Source organism: Micromonospora sp. KC721 (assembly GCF_004348355.1).
GTDB lineage: Bacteria > Actinomycetota > Actinomycetes > Mycobacteriales > Micromonosporaceae > Micromonospora.
In genome coordinates, this window is record NZ_SMJY01000039.1 from 1 (window position 1) to 26,020 (window position 26,020).

At 71.1% G+C, this 26,020-nt stretch carries 24 protein-coding genes and 1 pseudogene; 10 read left to right on the forward strand and 15 right to left on the reverse strand.

The features are described from left to right. The 4 genes from E1182_RS09910 to E1182_RS09925 form a co-directional block, all read right to left on the reverse strand. Nucleotides 1-951 (reverse strand): hypothetical protein (locus tag E1182_RS09910; RefSeq protein WP_207921340.1); only part of this gene is annotated, 951 nt, incomplete at its 3' end. Between the two features lie 14 nt (nucleotides 952-965). Beyond that, a complete protein-coding gene (locus tag E1182_RS09915; RefSeq protein WP_132263260.1) occupies nucleotides 966-1,709 on the reverse strand; it encodes a hypothetical protein in 744 nt (247 codons plus the stop codon). A gap of 10 nt (nucleotides 1,710-1,719) precedes the next feature. Next, the gene (locus E1182_RS09920; protein WP_243706135.1) at nucleotides 1,720-2,034 is read right to left on the reverse strand and encodes a hypothetical protein; all 315 of its coding nucleotides are present in this window, start codon (nucleotides 2,032-2,034) and stop codon (nucleotides 1,720-1,722) included. Beyond that, nucleotides 2,031-2,555, reverse strand: coding sequence for a hypothetical protein (locus tag E1182_RS09925; protein WP_243706136.1), 525 nt, complete (start codon nucleotides 2,553-2,555; stop codon nucleotides 2,031-2,033). The genes E1182_RS09920 and E1182_RS09925 overlap by 4 nt, the downstream gene beginning before the upstream one ends. 256 nt (nucleotides 2,556-2,811) lie before the next feature. Here E1182_RS09925 and E1182_RS09930 point away from each other — a divergent pair, with 256 nt between their 5' ends. Together E1182_RS09930 and E1182_RS09935 are read left to right on the forward strand one after the other, a co-directional pair. After that, on the forward strand, nucleotides 2,812-3,282 hold the full coding sequence (locus E1182_RS09930) for a hypothetical protein (RefSeq protein ID WP_132263262.1): 471 nt from the start codon (nucleotides 2,812-2,814) through the stop codon (nucleotides 3,280-3,282). Then, nucleotides 3,279-4,418, forward strand: a complete 1,140-nt coding sequence (locus tag E1182_RS09935; RefSeq protein ID WP_165942568.1) for a M23 family metallopeptidase — start codon at nucleotides 3,279-3,281, stop codon at nucleotides 4,416-4,418. The genes E1182_RS09930 and E1182_RS09935 overlap by 4 nt, the downstream gene beginning before the upstream one ends. 68 nt (nucleotides 4,419-4,486) lie before the next feature. Here the strand turns inward: E1182_RS09935 and E1182_RS09940 are convergent, their stop codons facing one another. Then, nucleotides 4,487-4,834: a hypothetical protein gene (locus tag E1182_RS09940; RefSeq protein WP_132263266.1), complete on the reverse strand. Its 348-nt coding sequence runs from the start codon at nucleotides 4,832-4,834 to the stop codon at nucleotides 4,487-4,489. Nucleotides 4,835-5,168: 334 nt separating this feature from the next. On the opposite strand from E1182_RS09940, the gene mobC reads away from it, so the two are divergent. Genes mobC through E1182_RS09955 form a run of 3 tightly spaced genes read left to right on the forward strand, consistent with a single transcriptional unit; the run spans nucleotide 5,169 to nucleotide 8,084 of the window. After that, on the forward strand, nucleotides 5,169-5,612 hold the full coding sequence (mobC, locus tag E1182_RS31640) for a plasmid mobilization relaxosome protein MobC (RefSeq protein WP_243706137.1): 444 nt from the start codon (nucleotides 5,169-5,171) through the stop codon (nucleotides 5,610-5,612). Further along, nucleotides 5,612-7,108: a relaxase/mobilization nuclease domain-containing protein gene (locus E1182_RS09950; protein ID WP_132263268.1), complete on the forward strand. Its 1,497-nt coding sequence runs from the start codon at nucleotides 5,612-5,614 to the stop codon at nucleotides 7,106-7,108. Before mobC ends, E1182_RS09950 begins: the two co-directional genes overlap by 1 nt. Before the next feature lie 16 nt (nucleotides 7,109-7,124). Beyond that, nucleotides 7,125-8,084: a hypothetical protein gene (locus E1182_RS09955; protein ID WP_243706138.1), complete on the forward strand. Its 960-nt coding sequence runs from the start codon at nucleotides 7,125-7,127 to the stop codon at nucleotides 8,082-8,084. Between the two features lie 214 nt (nucleotides 8,085-8,298). Here E1182_RS09955 and E1182_RS09960 read toward each other — a convergent pair whose 3' ends face one another. Beyond that, entirely contained in the window at nucleotides 8,299-9,666 is a 1,368-nt protein-coding gene (locus E1182_RS09960) for a hypothetical protein (RefSeq protein WP_132263270.1), read from the reverse strand. 104 nt (nucleotides 9,667-9,770) lie between these two features. Between E1182_RS09960 and E1182_RS09965 the strand changes: the two genes are divergently transcribed. Both E1182_RS09965 and E1182_RS09970 read left to right on the forward strand, forming a co-directional pair. Further along, nucleotides 9,771-10,748 (forward strand): hypothetical protein, encoded by a 978-nt coding sequence (locus E1182_RS09965; protein WP_132263273.1) that lies wholly within the window; start codon nucleotides 9,771-9,773, stop codon nucleotides 10,746-10,748. Between the two features lie 64 nt (nucleotides 10,749-10,812). Next, a complete protein-coding gene (locus tag E1182_RS09970; protein ID WP_132263276.1) occupies nucleotides 10,813-11,070 on the forward strand; it encodes a hypothetical protein in 258 nt (85 codons plus the stop codon). 168 nt (nucleotides 11,071-11,238) lie between these two features. On the opposite strand, the gene E1182_RS09975 is transcribed toward E1182_RS09970, so the two are convergent. The 6 genes and pseudogenes from E1182_RS09975 to E1182_RS09980 form a co-directional block, all read right to left on the reverse strand. After that, a complete protein-coding gene (locus tag E1182_RS09975; RefSeq protein ID WP_165942567.1) occupies nucleotides 11,239-17,145 on the reverse strand; it encodes a helicase-related protein in 5,907 nt (1,968 codons plus the stop codon). After that, the gene (locus tag E1182_RS31020) at nucleotides 17,082-17,495 is read right to left on the reverse strand and encodes a hypothetical protein (protein WP_165942572.1); all 414 of its coding nucleotides are present in this window, start codon (nucleotides 17,493-17,495) and stop codon (nucleotides 17,082-17,084) included. The genes E1182_RS09975 and E1182_RS31020 overlap by 64 nt, the downstream gene beginning before the upstream one ends. Nucleotides 17,496-18,180: 685 nt before the next feature. Next, nucleotides 18,181-18,717 (reverse strand): annotated as a pseudogene (locus E1182_RS32960) (hypothetical protein); the annotation flags it as partial. Continuing rightward, a complete protein-coding gene (locus E1182_RS31025) occupies nucleotides 18,717-18,893 on the reverse strand; it encodes a hypothetical protein (protein ID WP_165942569.1) in 177 nt (58 codons plus the stop codon). The gene E1182_RS31025 and the pseudogene E1182_RS32960, both read right to left, overlap by 1 nt. A gap of 1,630 nt (nucleotides 18,894-20,523) precedes the next feature. Further along, a complete protein-coding gene (locus E1182_RS32965) occupies nucleotides 20,524-20,634 on the reverse strand; it encodes a phosphatase PAP2 family protein (protein ID WP_371687530.1) in 111 nt (36 codons plus the stop codon). Nucleotides 20,635-20,710: 76 nt separating this feature from the next. After that, the gene (locus E1182_RS09980; protein ID WP_132263281.1) at nucleotides 20,711-21,733 is read right to left on the reverse strand and encodes a hypothetical protein; all 1,023 of its coding nucleotides are present in this window, start codon (nucleotides 21,731-21,733) and stop codon (nucleotides 20,711-20,713) included. A gap of 201 nt (nucleotides 21,734-21,934) precedes the next feature. On the opposite strand from E1182_RS09980, the gene E1182_RS31030 reads away from it, so the two are divergent. Beyond that, nucleotides 21,935-22,072: a hypothetical protein gene (locus E1182_RS31030; protein WP_165942570.1), complete on the forward strand. Its 138-nt coding sequence runs from the start codon at nucleotides 21,935-21,937 to the stop codon at nucleotides 22,070-22,072. Between the two features lie 234 nt (nucleotides 22,073-22,306). Here E1182_RS31030 and E1182_RS09985 read toward each other — a convergent pair whose 3' ends face one another. Then, nucleotides 22,307-23,377 carry a MerR family transcriptional regulator gene (locus E1182_RS09985; protein WP_165942571.1) on the reverse strand — a complete coding sequence of 357 codons (1,071 nt, stop codon included), beginning with the start codon at nucleotides 23,375-23,377 and terminating at the stop codon, nucleotides 22,307-22,309. Between the two features lie 218 nt (nucleotides 23,378-23,595). Here E1182_RS09985 and E1182_RS09990 point away from each other — a divergent pair, with 218 nt between their 5' ends. Continuing rightward, nucleotides 23,596-23,904 (forward strand): hypothetical protein, encoded by a 309-nt coding sequence (locus E1182_RS09990; protein ID WP_132263285.1) that lies wholly within the window; start codon nucleotides 23,596-23,598, stop codon nucleotides 23,902-23,904. Beyond that, entirely contained in the window at nucleotides 23,901-24,302 is a 402-nt protein-coding gene (locus E1182_RS09995) for a PIN domain-containing protein (RefSeq protein WP_132263288.1), read from the forward strand. Before E1182_RS09990 ends, E1182_RS09995 begins: the two co-directional genes overlap by 4 nt. 12 nt (nucleotides 24,303-24,314) lie before the next feature. On the opposite strand, the gene E1182_RS10000 is transcribed toward E1182_RS09995, so the two are convergent. Both E1182_RS10000 and E1182_RS10005 read right to left on the reverse strand, forming a co-directional pair. Beyond that, entirely contained in the window at nucleotides 24,315-25,130 is an 816-nt protein-coding gene (locus E1182_RS10000; RefSeq protein WP_132263290.1) for a protein phosphatase 2C domain-containing protein, read from the reverse strand. Between the two features lie 4 nt (nucleotides 25,131-25,134). Further along, the gene (locus tag E1182_RS10005) at nucleotides 25,135-25,977 is read right to left on the reverse strand and encodes a sigma factor-like helix-turn-helix DNA-binding protein (protein WP_132263292.1); all 843 of its coding nucleotides are present in this window, start codon (nucleotides 25,975-25,977) and stop codon (nucleotides 25,135-25,137) included. Between the last annotated feature and the right edge of the window lie 43 nt (nucleotides 25,978-26,020).

Here is a 26,020-nt window from a genome sequence, read left to right on the forward strand (position 1 = left end):
GGATCCCCCTCCGCCCCGGGAGCCGCCTCCGCTGGATTCCATGAGGCGCACCGCACCGGAGGCCACCTGCCCGAGCGCCGATCCGGCGGCCACCGCGACTCCGCCCCCGCCACCGCTGGACAGCACCGACACCGCCGGCGCGATGAGCCGCATCAGGGCCGGCAACGCCACGATGGCCATGCAGAACATCACCACGCCGGTCAGCAGATCGGTCAGGCTCTGTCCCCCGCCGAGGAGCCAGAACACCGCGGCGTAGATCGTGGCCACAACCGGCTTGTAGAGCACCAGGGCCAGCAGCCACGTCAGGTACCGGCTGCGCATGGAGCCTCCGACCGCAGCGGCCACCGGCAGCAGCCCGGCCAGCAGGACCAGCCCGGCGTTGCGGGCCAGCAGCATCAGCAGCTGCACCATCGTGGACAAGAACATCATGATCGAGATGCCGATCACCATGAGCGGAGACATGCCGCTGGTGGCAGCTCCTGGGGCGAGCAGTAGGAGCCGTTTGCCGAGGTCGCGGTTGGCGGAGGCGTCGAGGATCCAGTTGGCGTACTCGTCGCCGATGTCGATGAGTAGCTGCACCGCCGGCACGCCAGCGGCGGTAATCACGGCCAGCATCGTCAGGTTCTTGGCGAAGGAGCCGGCTTCCCGGCCGTTGCGTTCCATCGCCAGCTTGATGGCCGCGACCAGGACCGCGCCGACGGCGATCGCCGCGACCGCCCAGTGGGTGTAGGCGCGCAGGTAGGCGACGGTGTTGCTGCATTCGAGCATCCCGGCCCTGCCGGTGCGGCAGGAGCCGTGCGACACGTCGAGGTTAGAGATGGACAACCAGCCGGTGACCAGGGCCTGGAGCATGTCGGCGGCGGCCTGGGACGCCTGCTCGGCCAGGTCTTGCAGGTAGTCGCCGGCAACGCGATCGACGACGCGGCCCGGGATGCAGATCGGGTTGACCACGGGACAGTCCGGCACTATCGCGGCCCCCACTCGACAACTCCGGTCAGGTCGTTGGTGACGCGGTTGACCGAGATCCACGCGCCACCGGGGGGTGTTTGCATCCGCCAGTCGCCGTCGCGCCAGAGCAGGGTCAGCGACAGCACGTGATAGCGCGGAGTTCCGGCAGCCGGCGCGCGGAGTACGAGCCCGATCACGGCGGTCTCGGGGGTGTAGGACTGGTAGCTGAAGCCGGCGATCTGACTCAGGGAACCAGGGTCCGCCGGGCCGCTGTCGGCGGCGCGGAGTTCGGCGAGCATCCGGTCCCGGTCGGCGCTGGGAACGAACTGCCGCTGGATGGTCGGCTCCCAGTAGTCCCGACCGAGGGTGTGGCTGGACCTCATCATGATCTGCGCAGCGGCGACCAGCGCCCCCTCAGGCGTGTGCGCGAAACCAGAAGCCGTGGTGCCAGTGACCTGCTTCGGACCGGCGGTGGCACTGACCGGCACCGCCACGGGACCGACCAGCTCCCACCGGACGCCGGCCGGTGCGGTGGTCGGCACAGCGGTCGGCAGCGCCTGCGGGGCGCTGCTGTCAGCCGGCGTCGGGTTCGTCGGCGGCGTACCGCCGCCGACGTTGTCGCCGTCATCTCCTCGGGGGAGCACGGCGATCAGTAGCCCGGCGATGATGACCACCAGGACCAGCGCGGCGGAGGCGATGAAGCCCGGCCGGGTCCAGGGGGGTCGGTCAGCGAAGTCCTGGGTGGCAGACGAGCGCGGCACGGTTTTCCTCCTAGATCAGCGCGGAGACCACCGCGGACGCGCTTCCGATGAGCATGCAGGCGGCGAACACCCAGCCGAGTTGGGAGATGTTGGTGTCGTCGCCACGGCGGTGCGCCAGGGCCATCTTCGCCGCGGTGTAGAGCACTCCGCCGACGCAGGCGGCGGTGGCCAGGTAGGCGATCCATTGCAGGATCGTGAGGACCTTGCTCGCCACACCGGGGGGCGCGACCCCGCCTCCCGGGTTCGGCACACCCGGTGCGCCACTCGGGCCCGGTGCCGCCGCCAGGACGTGGTGCAGCTGGTCGACGTAGTCGATCAGGGTCATTGCTTTCTCTCCCAGGTCGCTTGTGCCTTCTGCCAGATCGCGGTCCGCAGCGCGTCGACGTCTGGCGCGGCTCCGACATCGCGCGGGTCGTCGGCGGCGAGCAGCGCGTCGACCCAGCCCACCCGCCACACGTGAGGCACCCAGCCGGCGAGCAGTTGCAGCCGCTCGGTGGCGATACGCGGCGGTCGCCGGGGTGAGGCGGCGACCGCGACCACGCCGAGGACCTTCATCAGGCTGGACATGCCCGGGCGGCGCCACTGCTCGACCGCGCCGGTCGCTGCCCAGGTGCCGGACGCGGACGCCCGGCAGACCAGCACGACGTGGGTCGGGGGCATCTCCGGGGTCACCATCGGCCAGCCCCGGCCGCCGAAGTCCAGGCCGAAACCGACCAGCCGAGCGAGAGTGCTCGTTCCGGCCCCGCCGTGGCAACCAACCCACCACACCGGTGGCCAGGGCTGGAGATTCTGCGGAATCATCGCGAACGGCAGCGGCGGGGCGGGGCCGGGACGCGTGCGGGACACCGTCACTGTCGGCCCCGTCCACGCGCGCAGGAGATCGTCGTCATCCGATGCCTCCCCCGTGTTTCAAGGTCACCGACGAGTACCAGACAGTAGCACCGCGTTTCCAAAGGGATCTATGGTGATTGCTCTGCCGCGATAGGACGCGAAAGCACCACGGGGGAGGCGTCGAATGGCACGCAGAGCGCGCGTAGTCGCGCGGATCGATCGATTGAGTTGTCCGGCACGTGCCGTCTCCGGCCTTGTTCTCGCCGCAACGGTGACGGTCGGCTGCGCGCCCACCAGCCAGCCGCCGGCGCCGGAGCGGGTCGGCCCGGTCTATCCGACACAGAGCGGCGACGACGTACCGCCGACGCCGGCGGGAGAGCGGCCGGGCCGGGATGACCACGATGACCGGCCGTCCGCAGCCCCGCCGGCAGCGGAGGCGGCACCTGTCGCGGCGGCGTTCGCGGCGGCGTGGGTGCGTCGTGACCTGCCGGCGGACACGTGGTGGCGAGCAGTCACGGCGACCTGTGACGAGGGGTTCGCTCGCGCGCTGCGGACCGTCGATCCGGCGCAGGTGCCGGCCGCGCGGGTGACGGGCCGGCCGGTGGCGACGCAGCCGCCGAAGGACGGTGTGGCGGTGTATGAGGTGGCCACCGACGCGGGGACGCTGACCGTCCGGCTCGCCGGCGTCGGCGGGCGGTGGGTGGTGACCGGCAACGACTTCGTCCGGTCGGTGAGCCGATGAACCAACGGCCGTTCGTGTTGGGTGCGGCGGTGCTGGCGGTGGTCGTGTTGGTGTGCGGCGGCATGGTGGGTTTGCCGCTGCTGCTGTTCGGTCAGGCGGAGGCGGAAGCGGCGGCGTGCGAGGTGCCGTCTGCGCCCGGGGCGTCACCGGTGCCCGGCGTCGGTAAGTGGGGCAGCGTCGAGACGACGAACGCCGCCACGATCGTCGCGGTCGGACGGCAGCGTGAGGTGCCGCCGCGCGGGTACGTCATCGCGTTGGCGACCGCCATGCAGGAGTCCAAGCTGCTCAACCTGGCCAACGCCCGCGTGCCCGAGTCGCTGGCCCTGCCGCACGAGGGCGTGGGCCGTGACCACGACTCGGTGGGGTTGTTCCAGCAGCGTCCCGGGTGGGGCAGCATCCGTGAGCGGATGACGCCCACCTACGCGGCGGCGAAGTTCTACGAAGCCCTGGCGCGGGTCGACGGCTGGCAGCGCATGCGGCTGACCGACGCGGCGCAGGCGGTGCAGCGCTCCAGCTTCCCGGAGGAGTACCAGAAGTGGGAGGGCGACGCCGAGCAGCTCGCCGCGCGGGTGCTCGGCCTGCCGAGCATCGACGACATCGGCGGTGGCGCGCCGACCGCGCCGTGCGGGATCGACGACCTGGGGCCGGTTCCCGTCGGTCCAGGCGGCTGGGTGCAGCCGGTCCGCGCCGCGATCGTCAGCCCGTTCGGTCCGCGCGGCGGCCGACTGCACGCCGGCGTGGACATGTCGACCACCGACGTGCGAGGTGACCCGATCCGGGCGGCGGCGACCGGAGTGGTGGAGCAGGTCACGTGCGACTGGTACGCCACGTGCGACCGGGACGGGCACACCCGATCCCGGGGCTGCGGCTGGTACGTCGACATCCGGCACGCGGGCAACATCGTCACCCGCTACTGCCACATGATTCAGCGACCCGAGGTGTCGATCGGGCAAGACGTCGTCGCCGGCCAGGTCATCGGGTTCGTCGGCAATAGCGGTGGCAGCTCCGGCCCACACCTGCACTTCGAGGTGCACGTGAACGTCCCGCCCGGTCGCTACAAGGCCAACAGCCGCAACGCGGTCGACCCGGTGGCGTTCATGCGCCGGCAAGGCGCTCCGTTGGGGGTGAGCACGTGAGCGCCGTCAGCACGATGGCCTCCCCTGACATGGGGGAGGCCATCACCCGGTCCTCGCGCGGGTCGCGTCTACTCCTGCGTGCCGGTGTCGACACCGACGTCGACGGGTTCGTCCGGCTGGTGGGCAGCCGGCGGCGTCGGCGGCGTCGACCGGGACGAGCGGCGGCGCTTGCTCGACTCAAGTTCCGGCGCGTCCAGCCCGAGCCGAGCCAGGTCCGCCGCGGTCCAGCCGCCCTGCAGCGCCGCCTGGTACCGCTCGGCGTAGCGGGTGGAGGCTTGGCGCAGGGCCTCCGCGAGCTGGTCACGCTCATGCCGCGCCGTGGCGGCCTCACCGACCAGGTTGGTGCGTTCGCGCAGCAACTGCAGCGCCGCTTTTTCGGTCTCGGCGCGGACGGCCTTGACGGACTGTTCGGCCATGGAGTCCTCCCCAGGGGTACACCGGTCTGGTGGCTGTGGACGCCGAGCCTAGCGGTCAAGATCGATCATCGTGGGCCCGCCCGTGCTGCCGTCCTGGTCGCCGCGTCGTCGACGGGCACTGGTGACCAGCCGTGCCTGGTCGTCACGACGTGGTGTCGTGGTGCGGGCCGTCAGGTGCGCTCGGTTCTATGCCGGCAGCGCCGCTGGCCCGCGCAGGCGCAAGCCATCGGCGCTGCCGGAGCAAGTTGGAGTAAAAGTCTGACTTTTGGTCAGACGGGCCGCACGGCGGCCGGGCAGATCAGGGCGGCGTCGGCCCGCCAGGAGGGTGGTCGACGTGACTGAGTCGCCGCAGGTCGGTGTGGTCCGTTTCGGTGCCAGCGAGCGCCGGCGGCGTGCCCATAACGACGATGATCCGCGCGTGCATCGGGTGACCGTGCGGTTGTCCGAGGCGGAGCTGGCGGCGGTCGAGGCGAACGCGGCGGCGGCCCGGATGGCCACCTCGGCGTACTTGGCGGAGGCCGGTTCGGCACCGCTCGTGCCCGCCCCGGCCGGGCCGGCCGGGGATGGTGAGACGGGACCGCTGTTGGTCGAGTTGATGGGGGTGCACCGGCAGGTGCGGGGCGCGGCCACCAACCTCAACCAGGCGGTGACGCGGTTGCACTCCACCGGGGAACCGGCTGGGGACCTGGCCGCCGCGGCGGCGTACCTGGCGCGGATCGCGGCCCGCGTCGACGAGCTGGTGACCGCGATTGCCGCCGCCCAGACCGGCCGGCGCTGATGATCCCGAAGGTTACCTACGGCGCCCGGGTCCGGGGCCTGTTGGAATACCTGTGGGGCCCGGGGAAAGTTGAGGAGCACGTCAATCCGCACCTGGTCGCCGGATACGACGACGTGGCCCTGCTCGCCCCGGAGCGGCACGAGCGCGACGGCGAGCGGTGGTCCCTGGACGAGCTAGCGGCGCGGTTGGACGCGCCGCAGATCGCTGCCGGTGAGCGCGGGGTGAAGCAGTACGTGTGGCAGTGCTCGCTGAGTCTGCCGGCCCAGGAGGGGCAGCTCGACGACGCGACGTGGGGTCGCATCGCGGCCCGCTTCGTGCAGGAGATGGGCTTCACCGGCAGCCCTGATCGGGCCGGGTGTCGGTGGATCGCGGTGCGGCACGGGCTGTCGGCGAAGGGCAACGACCACGTGCACCTGGTCGTCACCCTCGCCACGGAGGACGGGGCGCCGGTGTGGCTGCGGCAGGACAAGCGGCGCAGCCAGCAGGTTGCCGACCTCCTGGAGGACGAGTTCGGGCTGGGCAAGTGGACACCCGGTCGGGCCGGTGCGATTCGGCGTCCGGAGCTGACCCGGCCCGAGGTCGAGCGGGCCCGGCGCGTCGACCAGGCGCCGGACCGGGAGCTGCTGCGCCGCCAGGTCCGGGCCGCGCTCGCGGGTGCCGGCAGCGAAGCCGAGTGGGTCGCGCGGATGCGGGGCGCGGGGCTGCTGGTCGCCCCGCGGACCTCGGCGAAGGACCCGAACCAGGTGGTCGGGTACGCCGTGGCGCTACGACCGGCCGGTGCCGGAGCGCCGCGCTGGTATGCCGGGGGCAGCGTGGACGGCGACCTGAGCCTGACCCAGATTCGTAAGCGGTGGCCCGACGCGCCGCCGGCGTTGGCTGGGCAGTGGAAGGTGGCGGATTCCGCAGAATCGACCGCGCTGCGTGGTGAGGATCGGATGGCGGTGTGGCGGTCGTCGGCCGCCGCCCTGGAGGCGATCAGCGGCCGGCTGGCCGGCGTCGCGCCGGGCTCGCCGCAGTGGCCGGTGGTGGCCCGCGCCAGCGCCGACCTGATGGCCCGGGTCGCGGCGGCCACCGAGCCGTCCGGACGGGGCCCGGTGACGCGGGCGGCTGACGCACTGGCCCGCGCGGCGGCACCACCGCGTCGCGCACCGGCTCCGGCGGCGTCAACGATCGCCGCCGAGCTGGGCCGGGTTGCCGACGCGCTGATGGTCACCGGACCCGCCCGCGACGGCGGTGAGGCGGCGGTACTGCTCGCCGTGGTCGTGCAGGCGGCCCGGCTGGTGGTGGCGCTGGCCGAGCTACGCGCGGCCGAGCAGCAGGCACACGCGGCAGGCGCGGCGGCCAGGGCAGCGGCGCACCTGATGCCGCTGCTCGCCCAGGGCGCGGTGCACGTCGAGCGGGATGTCCCGGGCCCGCGCGTGGGGCGGAACGAGCCGGACGCGGCACGGGCACGGGCCCGCGTCGACCCGGCGGCCGATCAGCAGACGCAGCGATGAGAGACGGGGAGAGGTAGTGGCCGACAACGAGATGGCCGAGATCCACCAGCGGGCCACGGCGGCGATGACCGCCGCGATCCAGGCCGCCGGCCAACTGGCCCAGGTGCTCATCGACGCCCGCATCGCGCAGCTGCGACGGGCCGAGCGGGCCAGCGAGGAGCAGGCCCGGCGGATCCGCGCGCAGGCTCGCGCGGCACAACAGGCCGACGCGGCGGTGTGGCGGCCGGCGATGCGGCCGAGGTGGTGGCGCACCGCGGGGACGGAGGACATCGCTCGGGTGTGGCGGGCCGCGTCGACGTGGCAGCACGTCGATCCCCGGGCGCAGCAGGCCCGGCAGGTGGTCGTCGACCAGCTTGCCAAGAGGGCGGGCCGGGCGGCCGAGAAGCCCGAGCCGGCGCGAGAGCCGGACGACATTGAGGTGCTGTCTGATGCCGTTGACCGGGCGGTGCGTGAGGCCACGGACGGGGTGCGGCGGCCGGCGATGTCCGCCGAGGCGGTGCGGGACAGGCAGGAGCGGATGGCCGCTGAGGTCCGCAAGGCGTGGCCGTCTGGGCAGCGGGCCGACCGGGTGCTCGGGTGCGAGGCGTGGGGTGCGTTGGCGTACACGCTGGACCAGGCGCAGCAAGCTGGCCACGACGTACAGCAATTGCTGCGCGGAGTGCCCAACTTCGTGGACCGGGCTCGGACCCCAGGGGCGTTCGCGTGCCGGGTAGTACAGGACCAACTCGACGGACGTATCGACCTCGGCACGGTACGTCCAGACCGCAGGCAGGAGACCGCCGAGAACCAGGCGGCCCACACCGATCCGGCGGAGAGCATCGCCATCAGCAGCAGTGAACCGGCAGTGACGGCCGCTCGGGCGTACCCCGTCTCGACCCGAGACGCTGTGGCGGGGACGAAGACCGGCAGCGACGCAGCCGGGCAGGCGCCTGCAGTGAAAGCTGCGGAGGCCGGCCTTGACTCGCCCAGCCGGTAGGCCCGTCGGCAACAACGGAGCGACGAACAGCGCTTAGGTTTTCAGTTTGCTGAGCGGCTCCGCCAGGGTGGTTCCGTGGCGAATGTCCGAGAGCTGATGGCTGAGTGGCGGCGCCGGAGCGGTGGGTGTTGGTGTGGGTGACGCGCGCTGCGTGGCGGCTGGAGCAGGCGGAGCGGGAGCGGGCGTGATCGCTGGTGTCCGCCCGCCTCCGGCGCTAGCGGGTAGTGGTGAGCGCGAGCTCCAGTGCCCGGTAGGTGTGGAGGCCCGTGGCGATAACGCCTTCGTGCTCGCGGGCGCGGGTGAGGAACCGCTGGAAGACCTCGGTACGGGCCGGCCCCAGGTGGGCGGTCTGATTCCACAGGTCGACGGCGATGGTCTCCATCAAGTGCGCGGTCCGGCACTCGTAGTTCTCGACCCAGGCGGTGAGCGCCGCGCTCAGGATGTCGAGGGTCAGAAACGGCGCGTGCTTGACCAAAAGTTGCCCCACCGTCTCGCCCACTCGCCAGCCACCGGCCTGCGTCAGGTAGCCCGGGATCAGCTCGGCGAAGTACCGGTCCGGGTACGCCGCGGCAACCGTCATCTGGTCCCACCAGCTGTGGGCGAGTAAGTGCGCCTCCAGCTTGGGTAGCCGCTCCCGGACCAGCGGGCTGCGCACGAGACCCAGGGGTGTGATCGCCTCAACCGCGGTCAACTGCCCCGGGGCACTGACGGGCACCTGCACGACCAGGTCCTGCAGCCGGTTGGCCAGGCCGTCGTCGACGAGGTCCCAGAAGTAGTCCGCGTTGACAAAGCGAATGAGCGCCCGCATCTGGGCCTGACCGTCGACGGTGCGGAATCTGTCGCGCTGCCCGATCACGGCTTCCCGGACCAGGGCCCGGTTGCGGGCGGCGAACGCCTCCAGCGCGGCGGCCATCCGGTCGGCGTGCTCGATCGCTGGCAGCAGGCCACCCGGGTCCAACTCAAGCAGGGCGCTCTTGGCGGCGAGCTGGATGATGCGGCGCTGGGCGGCGGCGCGGACCCGGTCGAAGAACGCTGCCTGCAGGTGCGCCGGCGTCGGGGAGAAGCTGGAATCGCAGATGTAGCTCTTGAACCCCTCCAGTGCCCGGCTGCCCTGCGTCGGTGGATGGGTGAGCAGGGCGGTGAGCGCGACGACGAGATGCCCGCGCGCCACTTCAGCGTGGGGCTCGTAGGTGCCGCCGTGCAGCCGCAGGGAGGGGTGTACGCATAGGTTGCGGTCCTCCTGGATCCGGCTGAGCTCATGGGAGTCGATCGCGTCGATCAGTTCAAAGGTCTCCGCGTTGGCGAGGAGGTCGGCCTCGATGGCCTGCATGGCTTTGACGCCTTCGCGGTTGAGCCCGTGAGCCTGAGCGTTGGTGACGGCCGTCCGGAACGGAATGGCGGTCGCGTCGCCGTCGTCGGCCAGCCCGATCACCTTCGTGATGATGTCGGCGGTGACGGCCGTCCACGTCGCGGCGATGCTGGCCCGGTACGCGCCCGCGTTGTAGCAGCGCAGTGCCTCCCCGGCCAGGCGCCGGGTCTCCGGGTTCCATACCTGATTGACCAGCGTGTCCAGGTCCGCCATCAATTGCCTCCGCCGCCTGCCCAGAAACTGAGGAAGTCATCTCACCATCTGCGGCATCCGCCGTTGCTGTCGGTATGAGGGCGGGAGTCGCGTGCGGTGACGGTGTGCCGGAATATGGCGGCATGGATGCCGCGGCGAGGCAGAAGATCGAAACGGTTAATCAGCTGCTGCTGAAGGCGGGCAATCAGCACGGGGCTCGGCTGTTGTCACTGGTGGACGAGGTGGAGATCGGCACGGGGGAGCCCTGGAATCCCACTTCAGTCGTGCTGCGTGTTCGTCCGTTGTTCCTGGGGCTGTTCCGTCCTGCTGACCTCGACGCGATCGCGGCGGGGTTCAGCCAGCTGAAGGTCTTCGGACGGCAGAACGACGAGCACCGGGTCACGGTCGCGCCGGCGCTGGCGGATCCGTTCGCGCCGACGGGTCTGGGCAGCGGGACGGAGACCATGCAGCTGTGCGACGCGATCGCCGAGGCCCTACACCCGGTGAGCGCGTACAAGCTGCCGGACGTCTGCCGCTCTTTCGGTCTCGCCGACGGCGACAGTGATGAGGCGATGGGCAGCAAGCGCGCCTATGTGCGCCACCGCATCAGCGACTGGTCGCTCGACCAGCTGCTGCGGCTGGGCAATGCCGTCGTCGAGAAGCACTACCTGCCGTTTCTGTGGGGCCTGCTGCAGGTGTCCGCGGGCAGCCGGACCGGCGTCATGCCGGCGTTCAAGAATTTGATCTTTGCGGCGGATGGGCCCAAGCCCGAGCTGAGGCTGGTCGACGCCGTCAGCAACACCATCGAGATCACCAGGAACGCGCAGTTCTGCCTGGTCTACGACCGTCCACTCACCGGCGATGAGTTGACGTGGGCGGATCTGGTGACGTGGTGGGCGGCCTCCCCGGCCGGACAGGGCGCCTCCGGGCAGGAGGCTGCCCGGCAGTTGTGGCGTCGGCTGTGGCGCTCCCTGGACCGCGACAGGGACCCCGAGGCGGACCCCGGTCCTGAGCGGCAAATGTTTCCGGGTCTACGGGGACGTACTCGCCAAGTACGGCGACCATCTCCCGGCGCTGATTCCCCAGGTCTACCTGCACTATGACCCGTACACCCGCAGCCAGCAGCGGGCGGCGGGGCCGTTGCCCCGGCAGCGGATGGACTTCCTGATGCTGATGCGCGGGCGCCGGCGCCTGGTCCTGGAATGTGACGGCAAGCAGCACTACGCCGATAGCCGCGGGCAGGCCAGTCCTCGTCTCTACGCCCAGATGGTCGCCGCCGACCGGGAACTGCACCTGGCCGGGTACGAGATCGTGCGCTTCGGCGGTGCCGAGTTCCAGTCGGCGAAGCAGGCCGGCACGATGCTGCACCGGTACTTCGTCCGGCTGCTCGCCGCCCACGGTTACCTGGCCGACAGCGAGGCCTGATCCCGCACCGCGCTGACGGCGAACCTAGTGCGCCTGTTTCGATCTCCCAGATCCCTCGCATGGCGACCGGGGGTTGATCGGTGGCAAGCCGACCCGGACCGCAGCGCCGGCCACGGCGCGAGGACCGGAAGCGGCGCGGCAGCACCTTCTCTGACCGTGCCCACTGTCCTACCGGGCAGACTCGGGTTCAGCCGCCGGCGCGGATCCGTACGTCACCGACGCTGGGGGCCGTGTCGACGCTGGTGTGGGCACGGCGGTGGTGGCGGACGGGAACGCGGTGGCCGCGACCGCCGCGGCGTCGGCGGGCCGCGACTCGGACACGGTGCCCTGCTCGACGCGCGGCAGCGGAGTGAGTTTGCTCCACACGAGTTGGGCCATGCCGCCACGGAACGCCTCGTTGCCGTGGAGTTCGCTGAGGCGCTCGACGTCAGCGGGGTCGTCGAGCTGGCCGATAGCCGTGGTCATTGCGGTGGTGAAGGCGGTGGCGAAGGCCGCTTCGTCGCCGGATCGGGCGGCGGCCTGGACGTGGTCGACGCGCACGGCCTGCCTGGTGCAGGCGTCGAGCAGGGCCCGGTCCGCCTGAGTGGTGGCCGCGACGATGGCGGCCGGCGTCATCGGGCTCACCGCCTGCGGTTGGTCCGGCTCGACGCCACGCTGCGGCGGCGCGGTTGGCGCCGGTGGTGGGGCGGCGCGGACGACCTGGTGCACGGCCTGCCCGGCGGCGCTGTAGAGGGCGTGGCGCCAGTCCGGCTCGTCGCACCGGAGCATCACCGCCACGGCCATCTCCGTGTTGCCCGGATCGGCCAGTGCGTGGCTGAGCACGGTGTCGAACGTGGCGGCGAAGATGGGCAGATCGGTGGTGCGGGCGGCCTCCTGGACGGCCCTGTCGCCGGCGACGTTTTGCACCCGGCGTTCGAGCCAGCTCTGTTCGTCGGGGGTCAGGCCCTCGCGCACGCTGGCCGGCATCCAGTCGGTGACGGTGACCGGCACCGTAGGCGGCGCGCTCGGTGTGGGTGGTGGTGGGGCGGCCATCAGGTCGATGACGGCGTTGATGGCGCGTAGCCGGCGGCGGGTGTCCAGCAGTTCGGCGCGGCGGGGAAAGGGCTGGTCGAGTTGCTCGACGGCCCGGTCGATCTCTTCCTGTTGCTGAGCGATGCGCGCCTGCACGGTGGCCCGGGTGCTGTCGAGGTCGGTGAGTTGGTTCTCCAGCCGGCGCACCAGGCCGGTGGGGTCGCCCTCGACGGCGGCGGTGAGGCTGATGGTGGTGGAGGAGTCGGGGATTCCGTGGAATTTCAGCGCGACGAGCAGGCCGTCGCGGCCGGTCCAGAACACCGCGTCGACGCGGAAGCCGCCGAGCTCGGCCACGCCGTCGGCTTCGCGCTGGTCGGTGGAGGCGAGGCCCTGGGCGTGGGCGGTCAGGGCGTGTTGCAGGGCGCGGCCGGCCTCGGCGCGTTTGGTGAACCGGTGCCCGGCGACGGTGACGCTGAACTTGTCGCCGCGGGTGTCCTGGCGGCGGCTGATCGCGTCGTCGAGGACGTCGACGCGGCGGGTGTCCTTGACGATCCACGCCTTGAGGTCGCCGATCTGCCGGCGCAACGCCGCTTGGGTGTTGTGGTGGGCACGGTCGGCGCGGTCCAGGCGGGTGAGGTCTTGGGTGACCTGCTCGCGGTCCATCAGCAGCGGGTTGCCGGTGGCGATGGCCTTGATCTGGTGCGCCTGCAACGTCTCGTCACTGACGTCCTCGATCTCGCGGGCGGAGGTGCCGCGCATGAGCTGGTCGATGAAGGTGCCCTTGCGGGCCACGGTCTGCCAGGAGAAGGCGTCGAAGCTGCCGGCGACGACGTAGCGGTAGATGCTGACCTCGGCGTTCTGGTTGCCCTGGCGCAGGATGCGGCCCTCGCGCTGGGTCACGTCGGCGGGCCGCCACGGGCAGTCGAGGTGGTGCAGCGCGACCGCGCGGGCCTGGACGTTGGTGCCGACGCCCATCTTGGCGGTGGAGCCGATGAGCACGGCGACGTCGCCGGAGCGGCAGGCGTTGAATAGGCTGGCCTTCTTGGCGTCGGTGTCGGCCTCGTGGATGTAGCGGATCTTCTCCCGGGGCATCCCCCGCTCGACGAGCAGGTCGGCGAGGGCGTCGTAGACGTTCCACTTCTCCGGGTTGGGTGTGGACTGGTCGCAGAAGACGATCTGCAGGGCGCCCGGGGTGGGGTGCGGCACCGGCGTGGCGGCGTCGGGGTTGAGCAGGTAGACGGTGTCGCGGGTGTCGCGCCAGATCGCCGCGATCCGGTCGGCGGCGGCGTCGATCTTGCCGGGGCTGTTCTGCTCGCCGCCGATCAGGCGCATGTCCAGGGAGGCGGCGCGGGCCTCCCCGGAGACCTTGAGCATGTTGTCCTGCTCCGGCTCAACGCGGCGGTTGCGGATGTCGTCGACGCGCTCGTCGAGGCTGGAGATGAACTCCTCCAGCTCCGGTGACGGGTCGAGCGTGACGATGTGCGGGGCGCGTTCGCCGTCGTCGCGGCGGGTCAGCAGCGGCGTGGGCAGCGCCAGGTCCTCGGGCGTGCGGACGTCGCCGTAGGTGCGCATCATCAGCGACAGCTCAGGCACGTTGGTGTACTTGGCCAACCGGGCGCGCATCTGGAAGCCCTGCCCGGTCGGCGACACCTCGATCGCGGTGACGACCTTGGCGAAGGTGGCCGCCCAGGTGTCGAAGTCGGTGGTGCCGGTGGCCGCCAGCAGGTCCGGACGGAGTTGGCGGGTCACCACGTACAGCTCCCGCACGCTGTTGGCGATCGGGGTGGCGGTGGCGCCACACACCACGCGAAGGCCCTGCTTGCGGCGCAGGTAGCTCAGCTTCATGCGGAAGTCGACCGCCCGGTCGGAGCCGTCGTGGCCGGCGTCGGGGATGGAGCTGTTGATGGTGTCGTTCTTCAGTTCGTGCAGCTCGTCGCGGTAGATGAAGTCGATGCCGGTCTGCTCGAACGTGACACCCGGATCTCGGGCCTTGTCCAGCTTCTCCTTGATCCGTTCCTCTTTGCGGGCCAGGGTGTTCTGGAGCCGCTTGACGGTGCTGTTGCGCTTGGGGCTCTCGCCGTTGGCGATGGCCTGTTCACCGGCGCGGACGATCTTGTCGCGCAGTTCGGCCAGCTCTTCGTCGAGGAAGGCGCGCTGCTCGTCCGGGGACAGCGACAGCCGCTCGAAGAAGCTCGCGGCCATGATGATGGCGTCCCAGTCACCGGTGGCGCAGCGGGCGACGAAGCGGCGGCGCCGCTCGGTGCTCATGTCGTCGCGCCCGGCGGCCAGCAGCCGGGCCCGGGGGTAGATCTGTAGGAACTCGCGGGTGAACTGCTCCAGCATGTGGTTGGGCACCACGATCGCCGGTTTGTTGACCAGGCCGAGGCGGCGCTGCTCCATCGCGGAGATGGCCATTACGGCGGTCTTGCCGGCGCCGACGGCGTGGAACAGGCCGACCGCCGGTTCGGCGACGATGCGGGCCACCGCCTCCACCTGGTGCGGTCGGGGCACGAAGCCCACCGCGATGCCTGGCAGGGACCGGGTCACTCCGACGTAGGAGCGCGGCACGGTGGCGTTGAACATCTCGTTGTAGCGGGTGGCGACCTCGGCGGCCCGGTCCGGGTCCTCCCACACCCACGCGCCGAAGCGTTCCTCCAGCTCGATCGCCTTGGCCTGCGCCGCAGCGGTGGCCTCCACGTCGAGGGCCCGCTTGCCCTCCTCCACCTCCACGAACACCCGGATCGGAGTCTTGGTCAGCAGCCGCTGCGCCAGGTCCGGCGCGGCCATGCCCGACGTGCCCCACGTCGAGCGGGCCAGCACACCGGCGCGCGAGCCGCGGACCCGCCAGTCGGAGCCGCCCACGTGCTCCACCCGCAGCCCCGGGTCACGCAGCGTTTCCCGGAGGAACTGCTCGACGACGGCGGCGGACAGGAACGGCGCACCGAACGCAGCGTCGATCTCGCCCGGCCCGAGGTCGCGGGGCACGACACGGTGCAGCGCCCGCACGTTGGCCTCGAAACGCGGGTCGGCCTCGGCGGCGGCCTGGGCGGCGCGCAGCTTGACGCGCACGTTGCCCGACAGGTACTCCGGGGCCTCCACAAGCCGACCCGTGTCGGGTTCGTCGTAGACCAGCTCGCCGAGCGCGGCGCGGGCCTCCGGCTCGCTGACACCCAGCAGCCGGGCTACCTCCGACAGCCGCACCTCGCCGTGAGTGTCGACGCAGATCGCCAGGGCGTCCTGTGGGGTGTCGGCGCCGAGCTGCGGTGCCCTGGGCAGGATGACGCGCCGGGCGAAGATGTCGGCCTTAGTGGCGCGCTGGGACGCTTCGTCGAAGTGTTCGAGGGCCAACACGGTGGCCGCGTGCGGGTCGGTCTGCCGGAACTTGCCCATCGGCGGGTTGATCCGGGCCATCTTCGGCTCGCCGGTCTCCGGGTCCGTGCGGCCGGTCGGACGCCGGGTGTACCGGTTGAGCGGCCCGTAGACGGCCACGTAGGCGTCGTAGCGGTCGTTGAGCTGCGCGCGCAGCGCCGCCGGCGTGCCCTCGGCGGCCGGGCCGCCGTGCTCGTCACCGTCGTCGAGGGTGGCCGCCTCAGCGGACAGCAGGGCGGTCACGGTGTCACGCAGCCCGAGCAGCGCCCGCAGCTCGTCGGCCTGCGTGGCGGGCACCTCGTGGGGCACGACCTGACCGTCGGCGACCGTGGTGAAGGTGCCGTCGTCCAGGGCCTCGATGTGGCCCTCGGCGCGGTCGGTCGGCGCGAGCACCGCCAGGGGTTCGGCAGGCCGGTCGGCGTCGTCGCGGGGCGTCATGGCCAGCCCGTCGCGGCGAGCCTCGTCGACGACGTCGCGCAGTACCCGCGCCAGGTCCTCGGCCGTGTCGCCGCCCGCGCGCACGATCAGCTCGCCGTCGCGGTTCATGCCCCGCCCCAGCACCATCTCCCCGAGCACCCGCTCCGGCCGGTCGAGGAAGTAGCCGTTGACGTGCTCGGGCTGCTCGGCGTCCGTGTCGAGGTCCAGGGGGCGGGTCTGCTCCCAGGTCATCGCAGCAGGCTCACGGTCCGGCTCGCGGCGCCGCAGGATCAGCAGGTCGGTGATGGCCTGCGTGCCGGCGGTGGCCTGGTGCGCGCCCGAGGGCAGACGCACCGCGGCGACCAGGTCGGCCAGCGCGGCCATCTCCCGCCGGGCCGCCGGGTGCCGGGCGTCCATCGTGAAACGGGAGGTCAACACCGCGACCAGCCCACCAGGCCGGGTCAAATGCAGGCTCTTGATGATGAAGTGGTTGTGCAGCGAGTGCCGGCCCGGGTTGTGCCGTCGGTCGACCAGGGGCAGCCGCGCGAACGGCACATTGCCCACCGCCAGGTCGAACGCCCCGGACGGGGCCCGGGTCTCGGCGAAGCTCTCGGTGCGGATCTCCGCGTGCGGGTACAAGGCGGCGGCGATACCGGCGGTCACCGGGTCCAGCTCCACGCCAACCATCCGCGCTGTGGCCGGGGCCAGGCCGATGAAGTTGCCGGACCCGCAGCCCGGCTCCAGCACCGCGCCGCCGTCGAAGCCCAACTTCCGCACCGCGTCCCAGATCGCCTGCACGTAGGCGACATCGGTGTAGTGCGCGTTGAGGACGGTGCGTTCCGCCGCGGCGTACTCCGCCGGCGACAGCAGCTCCCGCAACTCGGCTCGCTGCTCGGCGAAACGGGCGTAGTTGGGGTGGTTGGTGCGGGCCTCGAACACCCCCGCCACCGCACCCCACCCGGACCAGCGGGCCAGCACAGCTTGCTCCTGGGTGGTCGCCGACCGCCCGGCGGACTGCACCTCCCGCAGGGTTCGCAGGGCGGCCAGGTTCGCTCGGAGCTTGGCCATCTCGCCGGCGGGCGCCAGGTCCTGCTGGCCGCTCGGCCGGAACGATTCCGTGTCATCAACCGCCGCGGCGGCGGGCGCCTGGTCGACGGCGGCGGCCGGCCCGATGTCGTCGGGCCCGGCCGCGCCGACGTCGTCGACCGGACCGGCTACCGGGCCGGCGTCACCGGGTCGTCGTTCTGGTCGTCCTCTTCCTCCGCGACCCGCTGCCACCACGGGTCGTTCGGGTCCTCCACCAGCGGAGTCCACGTCGGGCTCGCCGACGTCGTCGACGTGTTCGGCGTCTCGCTCGGCGGACCGTCCGTCGCCGGGTCGATCAGGATCAGCTCGGGCAGGATCTCCTCCTCCGCCGTGCGCTGCGCCGCGTTCAGCCGGCCCAGCTTGCCGAGGTAGCCCTCGTCCGGCAGGTCCGGACCGGCCAGCTCCCGGGCCCGCTGCTCGATCTGCTCCGCCGCCTGCTCCCCCAAAGTCGAGAAGAAGCTGTTCGGGTCCTCGATGGTCGCGTACCGCTGGGGCAGGTACGTCTGCCAGTGCTTCTGGGCCTGCGCCCCGTACCGGTTCATCCCGCGTCTCCCTCTCTGCTCGCTGCTGCTCCGGTGCTGATGTGGGCGGCTGGTCACCAGCAGCGGATGGAGGGCCGTTCGTGGCGGCGGCGCCGCTGAGCATCACCGGTGCCGGCGCGTCGACGGCGGTGTCCAGAGTCGTGGTCGCAGGTGCCGGTGGCGTGGGCATGACGGGCACACCCAACCGTTCAGCGGCGTACGAGGCCCACCGGTTGACGAGTTCGGCGGGCTGCCCGTCGAGCATGGCGCGGATGGAATCAGCGGCCACCGCCCGACCCGCCCTCGTGACGAACCCCCGCACGGCCCGGGCGACCCGGCTGGTGACCGCAGCCTCTACCAGCGGGAAGGCCTCCACCACGGCGTTGACGCCGGGGAACGCGTACCCGAGCGGCCCTGGCCTGCTCGGGTGCCGGGCCACGGCAGGGGCGAGCAGTTGGTAGGCCCGTTCGGCCTGCCGGTCGTGCTCGCTTTCGAGGACTACGGTGACGCCGGCCGCCGTGTCGGCGTGCGCGGTGAGCGCGGCGACCTGCGAGCCGGTCAGCGAGGGCCCGGCGGGCGCCACCACCAACGGCGCGTCCTCACCCAGCTCGCCGGCGCGCTCGGCCAAGGCGATGGCCTCCAGCGCGCTGCGGGCCACGACGGCCCGGCCGTCCCGCTCGGGCTGCTCCGCCAGGCCGATGAGGCAGTCCGCCGGCCGGTAGACCGCCGTGGTGGGGCTGTGCAGCACCGGGGCCGCGTCGGTCGCCGCACCGGGCGGGGCGTAGCCGACCCACCCGACGACCGGTGCCCCGGCAGCACGGTGGTCGCGCACCCCGACCATCACCCGGTTGCGGAACCGGTCGACCAACTGCCCGCCGCGGCTGGTCGCGGCCAGGCCACTGGCCACGATCTCGGCGTCGGAGAACCCGCGCCGCCGCAGCTCGTTGACGACCGTCGCCGGCCGGTCCGGGGCGTATCCCACCGTCCATCGCCCGTCAGTTGGCACGCCCTGTGCCGTCAGCCACCGCGATGGCCCTGGCGCGTCGTCGAGCTGCTGGCGGTAGACCTCCACCGCGATGGCCTGGGCAGCAAGCAACCGCTGCCGAACAGCCTGGTCCACGGGCGGCACCGGGGCCGGGCCGGCTACCTGCGCCGCCAGGGACTCCGCCCGACTCGCCAGGTCATCGGCCCGGTCCACCGACGCGACGATCCGCTCGACCGTCGTGTCACGAGGCTCAGCCATCACCGGTCCTGGCCCGCGCCACCACCATCCGGCAGCAGCCCCGCCGCACGCAGTGCCTCGAACACCCGCTGGTGATCGCCCAGCACCCGCACGATCGCGTCAATCTGGTCCTGCAACCCGGTCAACGCCGCGTCGACGTCCCGCTCTGGCGTGGCCTGGCTGTGCGGCTCGCTCACGATTCCCCCGCATGATCGTCCGAGCACATCAAGGTAGCCGGCCGGCGCATACGCCGCACCCCCGTTGCCGCGCCGCCGGTGGGCGCACCGGGGCAGCGCCCGCGCGTCGGTTGCGGGTCAGTTCCCGCCGGTAGACCGGCGGTAGAACGACGCCTCCGGCGGGGCCTCTCTCGGAGATGCCCGGGGGCGACCGTCGGTGCCAGGTGGGTGAGTGGTCACCCAGGGGTGGGATCCCCTCGCGCCAGCCGCCCAGAGGGCTACCAGACCGTCCCCGGGACGACCAGGCCAAGCCGCTTCGCGGTCGGCTACGCCGAGCCTGGCCGCCCCGGAGCCGGCCCGGTCGATCGGAGATCGGCCGACACGAGGAGATCCCACCCCACCCCCGGCACCGTGCGCGGGCAAGCCCGCAAACCCGTCCACAAGGGCCTACGCCGACCCCTGCGCCGCGTCGTAACGGTCGAGCACGTACTTGACGCTGGTCTTGGCCCACTTCCCCTTCCCCGACGGCGCAGAGCGCCTGCTCCACCACCGGCACGCGATGGCCTCCTGGCCCCGGTGGCCAAGCCAATTGTGTTGCGTGCCATGCGCCGAGTTTCGAAACGACGCTCGGAGACTTCAGACACGAGAACTTAGTCACCGGACGGTGCGCCGCACGACCGTCCTGACCGGGGGAAACGCCACAGTGGCCACTCTGCCTTGCACGACTGGCGATACTTGCGGTCCGTACGGAGGCTGCGGGGCAGTAGAGTAACCCTCCGACGTGAGCTTCTCCATGACCGCGGGCGTGTGACACGGGACCGTTCCCTGGGATCCCGGGCGCGAACCCGTTGCTCGGGGGATTGGAGGCCCTCATGTCGAACCGTTCAACCCGGCGGGTTCACCGGCACGTGTGCCGGTGTCTCCGCCCCACGTACAGCTCCGCCCCATGGTGGAGATGGCGGAGGATCAGCAAGTGGATCATTCCTGCGATGCAGGTGGCGGTCCAGGCGCTGCACCTCTACAAGACGTGGAAAGGGTTGTAGCCCTGCCTGATGGCAGGGCTACGTGACCGGTCGAGAAGGCGCTCCGCTCCGAAGGTTCGCGGCCAGAGGGCGGGGCGTTCTTCCGTGTTGCGACTTACTTTTGCAGCGTGTCGCAGCCTCCGCAGTCTGTCATAAACGGGGGATATCCGAGTAGGGAACCTGGACACCTTCTTCTGCGCCGCTGTGCTACGGGATGAGGTTCCCGCCGTTGCGGCGAAAGAACCAGGCACTCTGAGGTGCGACTTTGACCCGGTGTAACCATGGGGTCATGCCCCTCGTGCGTTCTCTGACACACCAGCGGGTGCGAGCAGCAACCCAGACAGCACGACTAGGACGAACCCGGCTTAACGGCTTCGTGCACACTTTTTCCTAGGATGGGGCAGGCGTAGTGGGTGACGCTGGCCGCCGTGCGGCGTACGCCCACCCACGAGGAGGACGCCTTCGCCGGCAACTGGAACCTGAGGTCGTACGCCATCTGCGCGACCCGCTAGCCCGCCGGCACGGTGGAACCAGGTGGGCCGTCCCGGCCGTCGGGGCGGCCCACCCGCTGTCCGCGTATGGGCGGGCGCGGCGCAGACCCGGCGCGGGCGCCCGGGGCCGAGGGCCACCTAGCCGACCAGCAGAAACGTCGGCGCGGCGACCAACACGCCGGCCACCGTGCCGGCGAGCACCTGGGCGATGGAGTGGTCGCCCAGCCGCACCCGGGACCAGCCGATCACCGCGACGGCGGCGGGCCGGGGAGACCGGGTTGCCCAGCGCCACCGGAGGGGCAGGAATGTCGGCGTAGCTGGGCGGTCAGCAGCCGATCCAGCGCACCGGCCGTAGCCTGTCCGTGCTCAGGTAGCCGACGACCGTGCCGTTGTCGGCGATCTCCATGCCCCAGACGCTCACCGTGCCCGGCACGGCGCCGGGCAGCGGGACCAGGCGGTCGCCGTGGTCGACCGCCTTGACTCCGAGCACGATGCCGCGGGCGTTGATGTCCCGTACGGTCGACAGCCCCGGATTCGTCGGCACGTCGATCCCACTGCGCAGGTCCCAGCGGGTCGGCGTGTAGCCCTCGCCGTCAGGGCCGGGGCCGACGCCGCCGACGGCCCAGTCACCCGCGGCGGCCGTCACCCAGGAGTATTCGCCGGTCGGCCTGGTGAGCCGGTCGATCCGTCCGTCAGTCCGGCGCACCCACGCGAGGGCCGGCGGGGAACCGCCCGAGCCCCCGGCGTTGCCGACGACGGTGCCGTCGTCGAGAATCTCCATCGGGATGGCATCCCGCGGGGCGTCGATCACCTCGACTGTGCCGGGGCGGTCGGCCGGCCAGAGCAGTGGCAGCATCGTCTCGGTCGCCTCGACCGCGCCGCGGCCGACGATGTCGCCGCGGGCGTTGATCCCCTCCGCCCAGGCGCCGGAGACGGACGCCGGGACCAGCAGCTCTTCGAGCCGGCCGTCCCGGTAGCGCCACGGGCGGTAACTGCCGCCGACGAAGATGCTGCCGATCACGACACCGTTCCGGTTGACCCCGCTGACCTGCTCGCCGGCGTCGGTAGGGACCACCGAGACGCGCGGTCCGTCCCAGAGCAGCAGCAAGCTCTCCCAGACGTCGCCGGTGATCCGCACCCCGCGGCCGGCGATGAACCGGCCGGTCGGGTCGATCACCTCGGCCTCGCCGTGGGTGACGTCGGTCGGCAGCGGCAGGGGCTTCAGTGCGCAGAGCCGGGCGCCGACCGGCCTGGACGCGGCGGTGGCGACGCCGGGCGCGCCCAGCGTCGCGGTGAGGAGGCCGATGGCGAGGCCGGTGAGGGCCCGGTTCGAAGCGATCCGCGGCATGACGTGCTCCCGTCGATGCGTGGTGGATGGTGTCCCCACCGAAGCACGTCGATGCCCGTACCGGAAGTCGCCGCACCGGGGTGCCGCGCGTCGAGCCATGACCGACCCATACCCGACGGGTCCACACGCCGGGGTGCGGCTCCTGGCCGAGGCCGGTGGTGGCCGTCGGCGGGTGAAGTCGGTGTCTGCTGAGGGCAGTCAGTGACGTACGAGGCGTCGCCGGCGACGGGCGACGCTCCGACCGTCGGGGTGCCGCCGTTGTCGAGCATGGACCGGTGGCGGCTGGCCGGTCGGCGGGTCTACACCCGGCTTGGCTGGACCACGCCGCGGCCGTACTGAGCGACGTACCGCGGCAGGTGGCAGTGATGCTGCCGGCATCACCCGGATCCAGGCCATGGCTCTCCCGCCGCAGGCGCGCCAGCTATCAGCCTTGTAGGCCCGCCCGTAGTTTCCAGACCAAAAACAACTCCAGCGCTGGTCAAAGGCGGGGATGTAGATCCCGAGATCCGGGCGTTCGTACCGCCCACGACCAGGGCTGGAGTTGTTTTTTCGCTGAGAACTACGGCGAGGCCTTTATGCCGCCGCGGAGAAGTCGGCGACGACGCAGGCGACGTTGTCCGGTGCCCCTTGGGTGTGGGCGAGTTCGATCAGTCGTTGCACGGTGTGCTCGGGATCGGCCGGCGTGCTCAGTGCGGACTGCAGGGCGGGTCGGTCGACAACGGCGGACAGCCCGTCGGAGCACAACAGATACCGATCACCGGGCAGGACGGTGCGTAGCGCAAGATCGGCCTCGACCTGCTGGCCGACGCCTAGGGCGCGCACCAACAGCGCCCGCTGGGGATGCGCGGCAGCCTGGTCCCGGTCGAGCTTGCCCTGATCCACCTGGGTCTGTACCCAGGTGTGGTCCTGGGTGAGCAGGAACAGTTCGTCGCCGCGCAGCAGGTAGGCCCGGGTGTCGCCGATGTGCACCAGGGCTATCTGGGAGCCGCTGCGCAACAGCGCGGTCAGCGTCGTGGCCGGCTGGTGATCGTCGGTTGCCAGCGCCCGCACGGTGCGGTCGGCGTCGGTGACTGCACCGGCCAGCATCGTCAGCAGGTCGGCGGCCGGTACGTCGGTGAGCTCCAACGCCTTGAGAGCGTCAATCGCGGCTTTGCTGGCCGCGGCGCCGCCGGGGCCGCCCATACCATCGGCGACGGCCAGCAGTCGCTCGCCGGCGTACGCGGTGTCCTCGTTGCTGTCGCGCACGGCCCCGATGTCACACCCGGCGGCGTAGCGGATGGCAAGGGTCGGATTCGCGTGAGACATGGTGGTGCCCCCTTTTGATAGGTGGTCCACGAGGAAAGTGGCGAGCTGTGCGCGAGCTGCGGTATCGGCGGTGACCTGCTGCCAGTACGCGGTGATCGCCTCAGCCGCCGCCGCGGGCTCCAAGCCACACACCGTGCGGATCTCCGCCAGTGGCATGCCGATGCGACGTAGCTGGGCGATCAGCCGGGCCGGCGGCAACTGTTCCGGGTCGTAGAGCCGGTATCCAGACTCGGGATCCACCGCGGCCGGCGGTAAAAGCCCGACCTGGTCATACAGGCGCAACGCCTTCGGTGTCAGTCTCGCCGCCCGGGCAAACGCCCCGATGGTCAGCAGCCCCACGTCGACATCCTCCTCGTGCCGGTCACAGCGACCGGCACGCACCAGGCTGGGGCTTGCCCAAAGGTCAAGGTCAAGCGAGCAGAGCCCAACCCAACACACCATCCACGCGGAAGAGCGCCTATTCGCCACCCAGGCGCTGAAGTGCTGATCCGCCTCCTAGCCGTGTCGTAACCCCGCAGGTGACACCAAGCCGGTACTACCCAGCGTATGGTTTCGGTATGACCGCGCAGGTGAGGAAGCTGTCGATCTCCGTCCCGCCCGACGTCGCCGAGCAGTTGGAGCGCGAACCCAACGCTTCTGCGTACATCACCCAGGCCGTCCGTGACCGGATGCGCCTGGACGCCTTGGCCGCCGAGCTGGCCCACCAGGGCATTCAGGTCACCGAGCAGGGCGTCGCCGAGGTCCGTGCCCGTCGCGCCGCCGTCGAGGCCGAATGGCCGGCCGAGCGGCGCCAGGCCGTACGGGACCGGGTCCGCCAGCACCTGCTCGACGAGGCCAACGGCTCTCGCCAGCAGTCGGTCGCGTGACCGGCGACGACGAGGACCGACCGGTCCGGCTGCTGCTGGACCGGTCAGCGCTACTGGCCTACGTCGCCGGTTCCGTGCACGTCGGCGAACCGCTGCACGAGGTCATCGAGGACCGCAACCGGTTCGCCGTCACCGCCGTCACCGCGGCCGAAGCCCTGGCCGTCATCGACGACCCGAAAGACCGCGCCGCCGTGCACCGCCTGCTCGCCCTCGACGCCTGCGTCGTACTTCCCACCGACGGGCAGTCCTGGCACGAACTGAGCTACTGGCGCACCTACACCGGCCGCATCGACCTCGCCACCACCGTCATGGCCAGCCTCGAACACGACGCCTCGATCCTCACCCGAGACAACCGGTACGGCGACGGCGACCTGCCCGTGATCTACATGCCGGACTAGCCACTCGCCGTCTCATGCCGTGAATCCGTCGGCGTACACCGCGGTTGCGTCGTCGGAGCGCTTGTTACGCCGCCATCTGGTCGCGTGCGGGTCTTCCGCCTCGGCCTGACGGACCAGCGCGATGAGCTCTGTCGGACCTTCAGTGCGCAGCAGCTTCATGGTGTCCGGCCAGGAGAGCAGGCCCAGAGTGACTGCCCGGGCGGCACCATCGCTGAGGATCGCCACGCTGGTCTGCTCGCCGATTTCGCAGGAGCCTGTAAGGGCGTGTTCGACGACCTTGGGATCTGCCTCCGCTATCCAGTACCCGCCAGGAACGTTGCGTGCGGCCAACTCGGCGTGCTTCATCGCGAGTAGCGCTTCTGCCTTTCCTGGCGACCCAATCGGATGCCGGTCCGCCTCCGCACGTTCGGCCGCAGCTGTGCGGCTGACCCTGTCGTCCGTGACTACGCTCAGCTCCCCGCCTTGATCAATCGCTAGCGAGACATCTCCAAGGACCAGGTACTCAAGGCTGCTACGGCGGAAGCGCACCAGGCTGATGCCGGCCGATGGGGTGCCTGGGTGGTCCAGGTCGCACGTGTCCTGGTGCTCTGCGGCTACTCGGCTGATCGCGCCCGCGAGGGCCTGCGGCAGCGGTGTTGAGTAGTTATGGGCCAGTTCGACGACGGTGGAGCCAAGTCGGTGGGCATACCAGGTCACACCGTGGATGCATCCTGTCTCCGTGCGGGCAGTTGCGCCGTCCAGCACGGCCACCAGGCGGTCGTCGGCGTGGGCCCAGTCTTCGTTTTCCCGGCCGGCGTTGCCCGAATCGCTGGCGACCAGCACCCGCATGTGGCTATGCCCCTTCGTGCCGAAAGATCGGAGTCAGCAGCTCGCTGGAGATGATTTGCCGGCTGCCTGGGTCGAAGTGACAGGTAATCAGGGCAGACCAGCGGCGTCCACGAACCTCGCGGTAGATCTCAGCCAGGTGACCCTCCAGGTAGTGGGCGGCTCCGGCCGTTCCGGGACCGTGGATCCCAGCTAGATACAAGAAAGTTCCTTTGCCGTCGGGCCGGGGAAGCCTGCCGATGTAGGCGAAATCCATCGGCTCGCCACTGTCGCTGGGGGATCGGTACTCCTTGTCGGCATTCTTGTCGATCAGGTACCAGCCCTGCTCGTCAACGGCGAATCCTAGGTGCTCATCGGCTTCGAGGACCTGGCCCACGAACGGCAGTAGCCGAGGGCTCGTAAGAACGATCAAGTTCGTTCGGTTGAGGTTGACCATGCCTGGCGGCGGCACGATCTCATGGTCGGCGCTGAGCCCGACCGACCTAGCCAGTTCGGCGATGCGGTCGTAGGCGGCCAATGCCTCGGCGGACAGCACTGCGAGTGGCTTGCCGTCCGCTCGACCCATTTCGCGCTTGCCGCCGATGGCGACCGTCAGCCTTCCTGAGCCCAACAGTGCTCGCTCTGGTCGCACGCCGGCGGACAGCAGTTGGGAGACCCGAGAGCGAGACATGCCCAGCGCCTCTGCGATCTGCAACTGCGTCATGCCGTCATGTAGAAGCCCTTCGAAGATCTCGCGCCTCTCTCGGGAGAGCTCGGCGATCGTCATCTGGTGGTCGTCGATCAAGGCATTGATCTTGCGGGCTCGTTGAAGGCGATCTTGAGGCGTAGTCGCCTCCTGCGTGTCAGGCACGGCTTACTCCACTCCGGGTGAGGGGGCTAATCAAGAGCTTAGG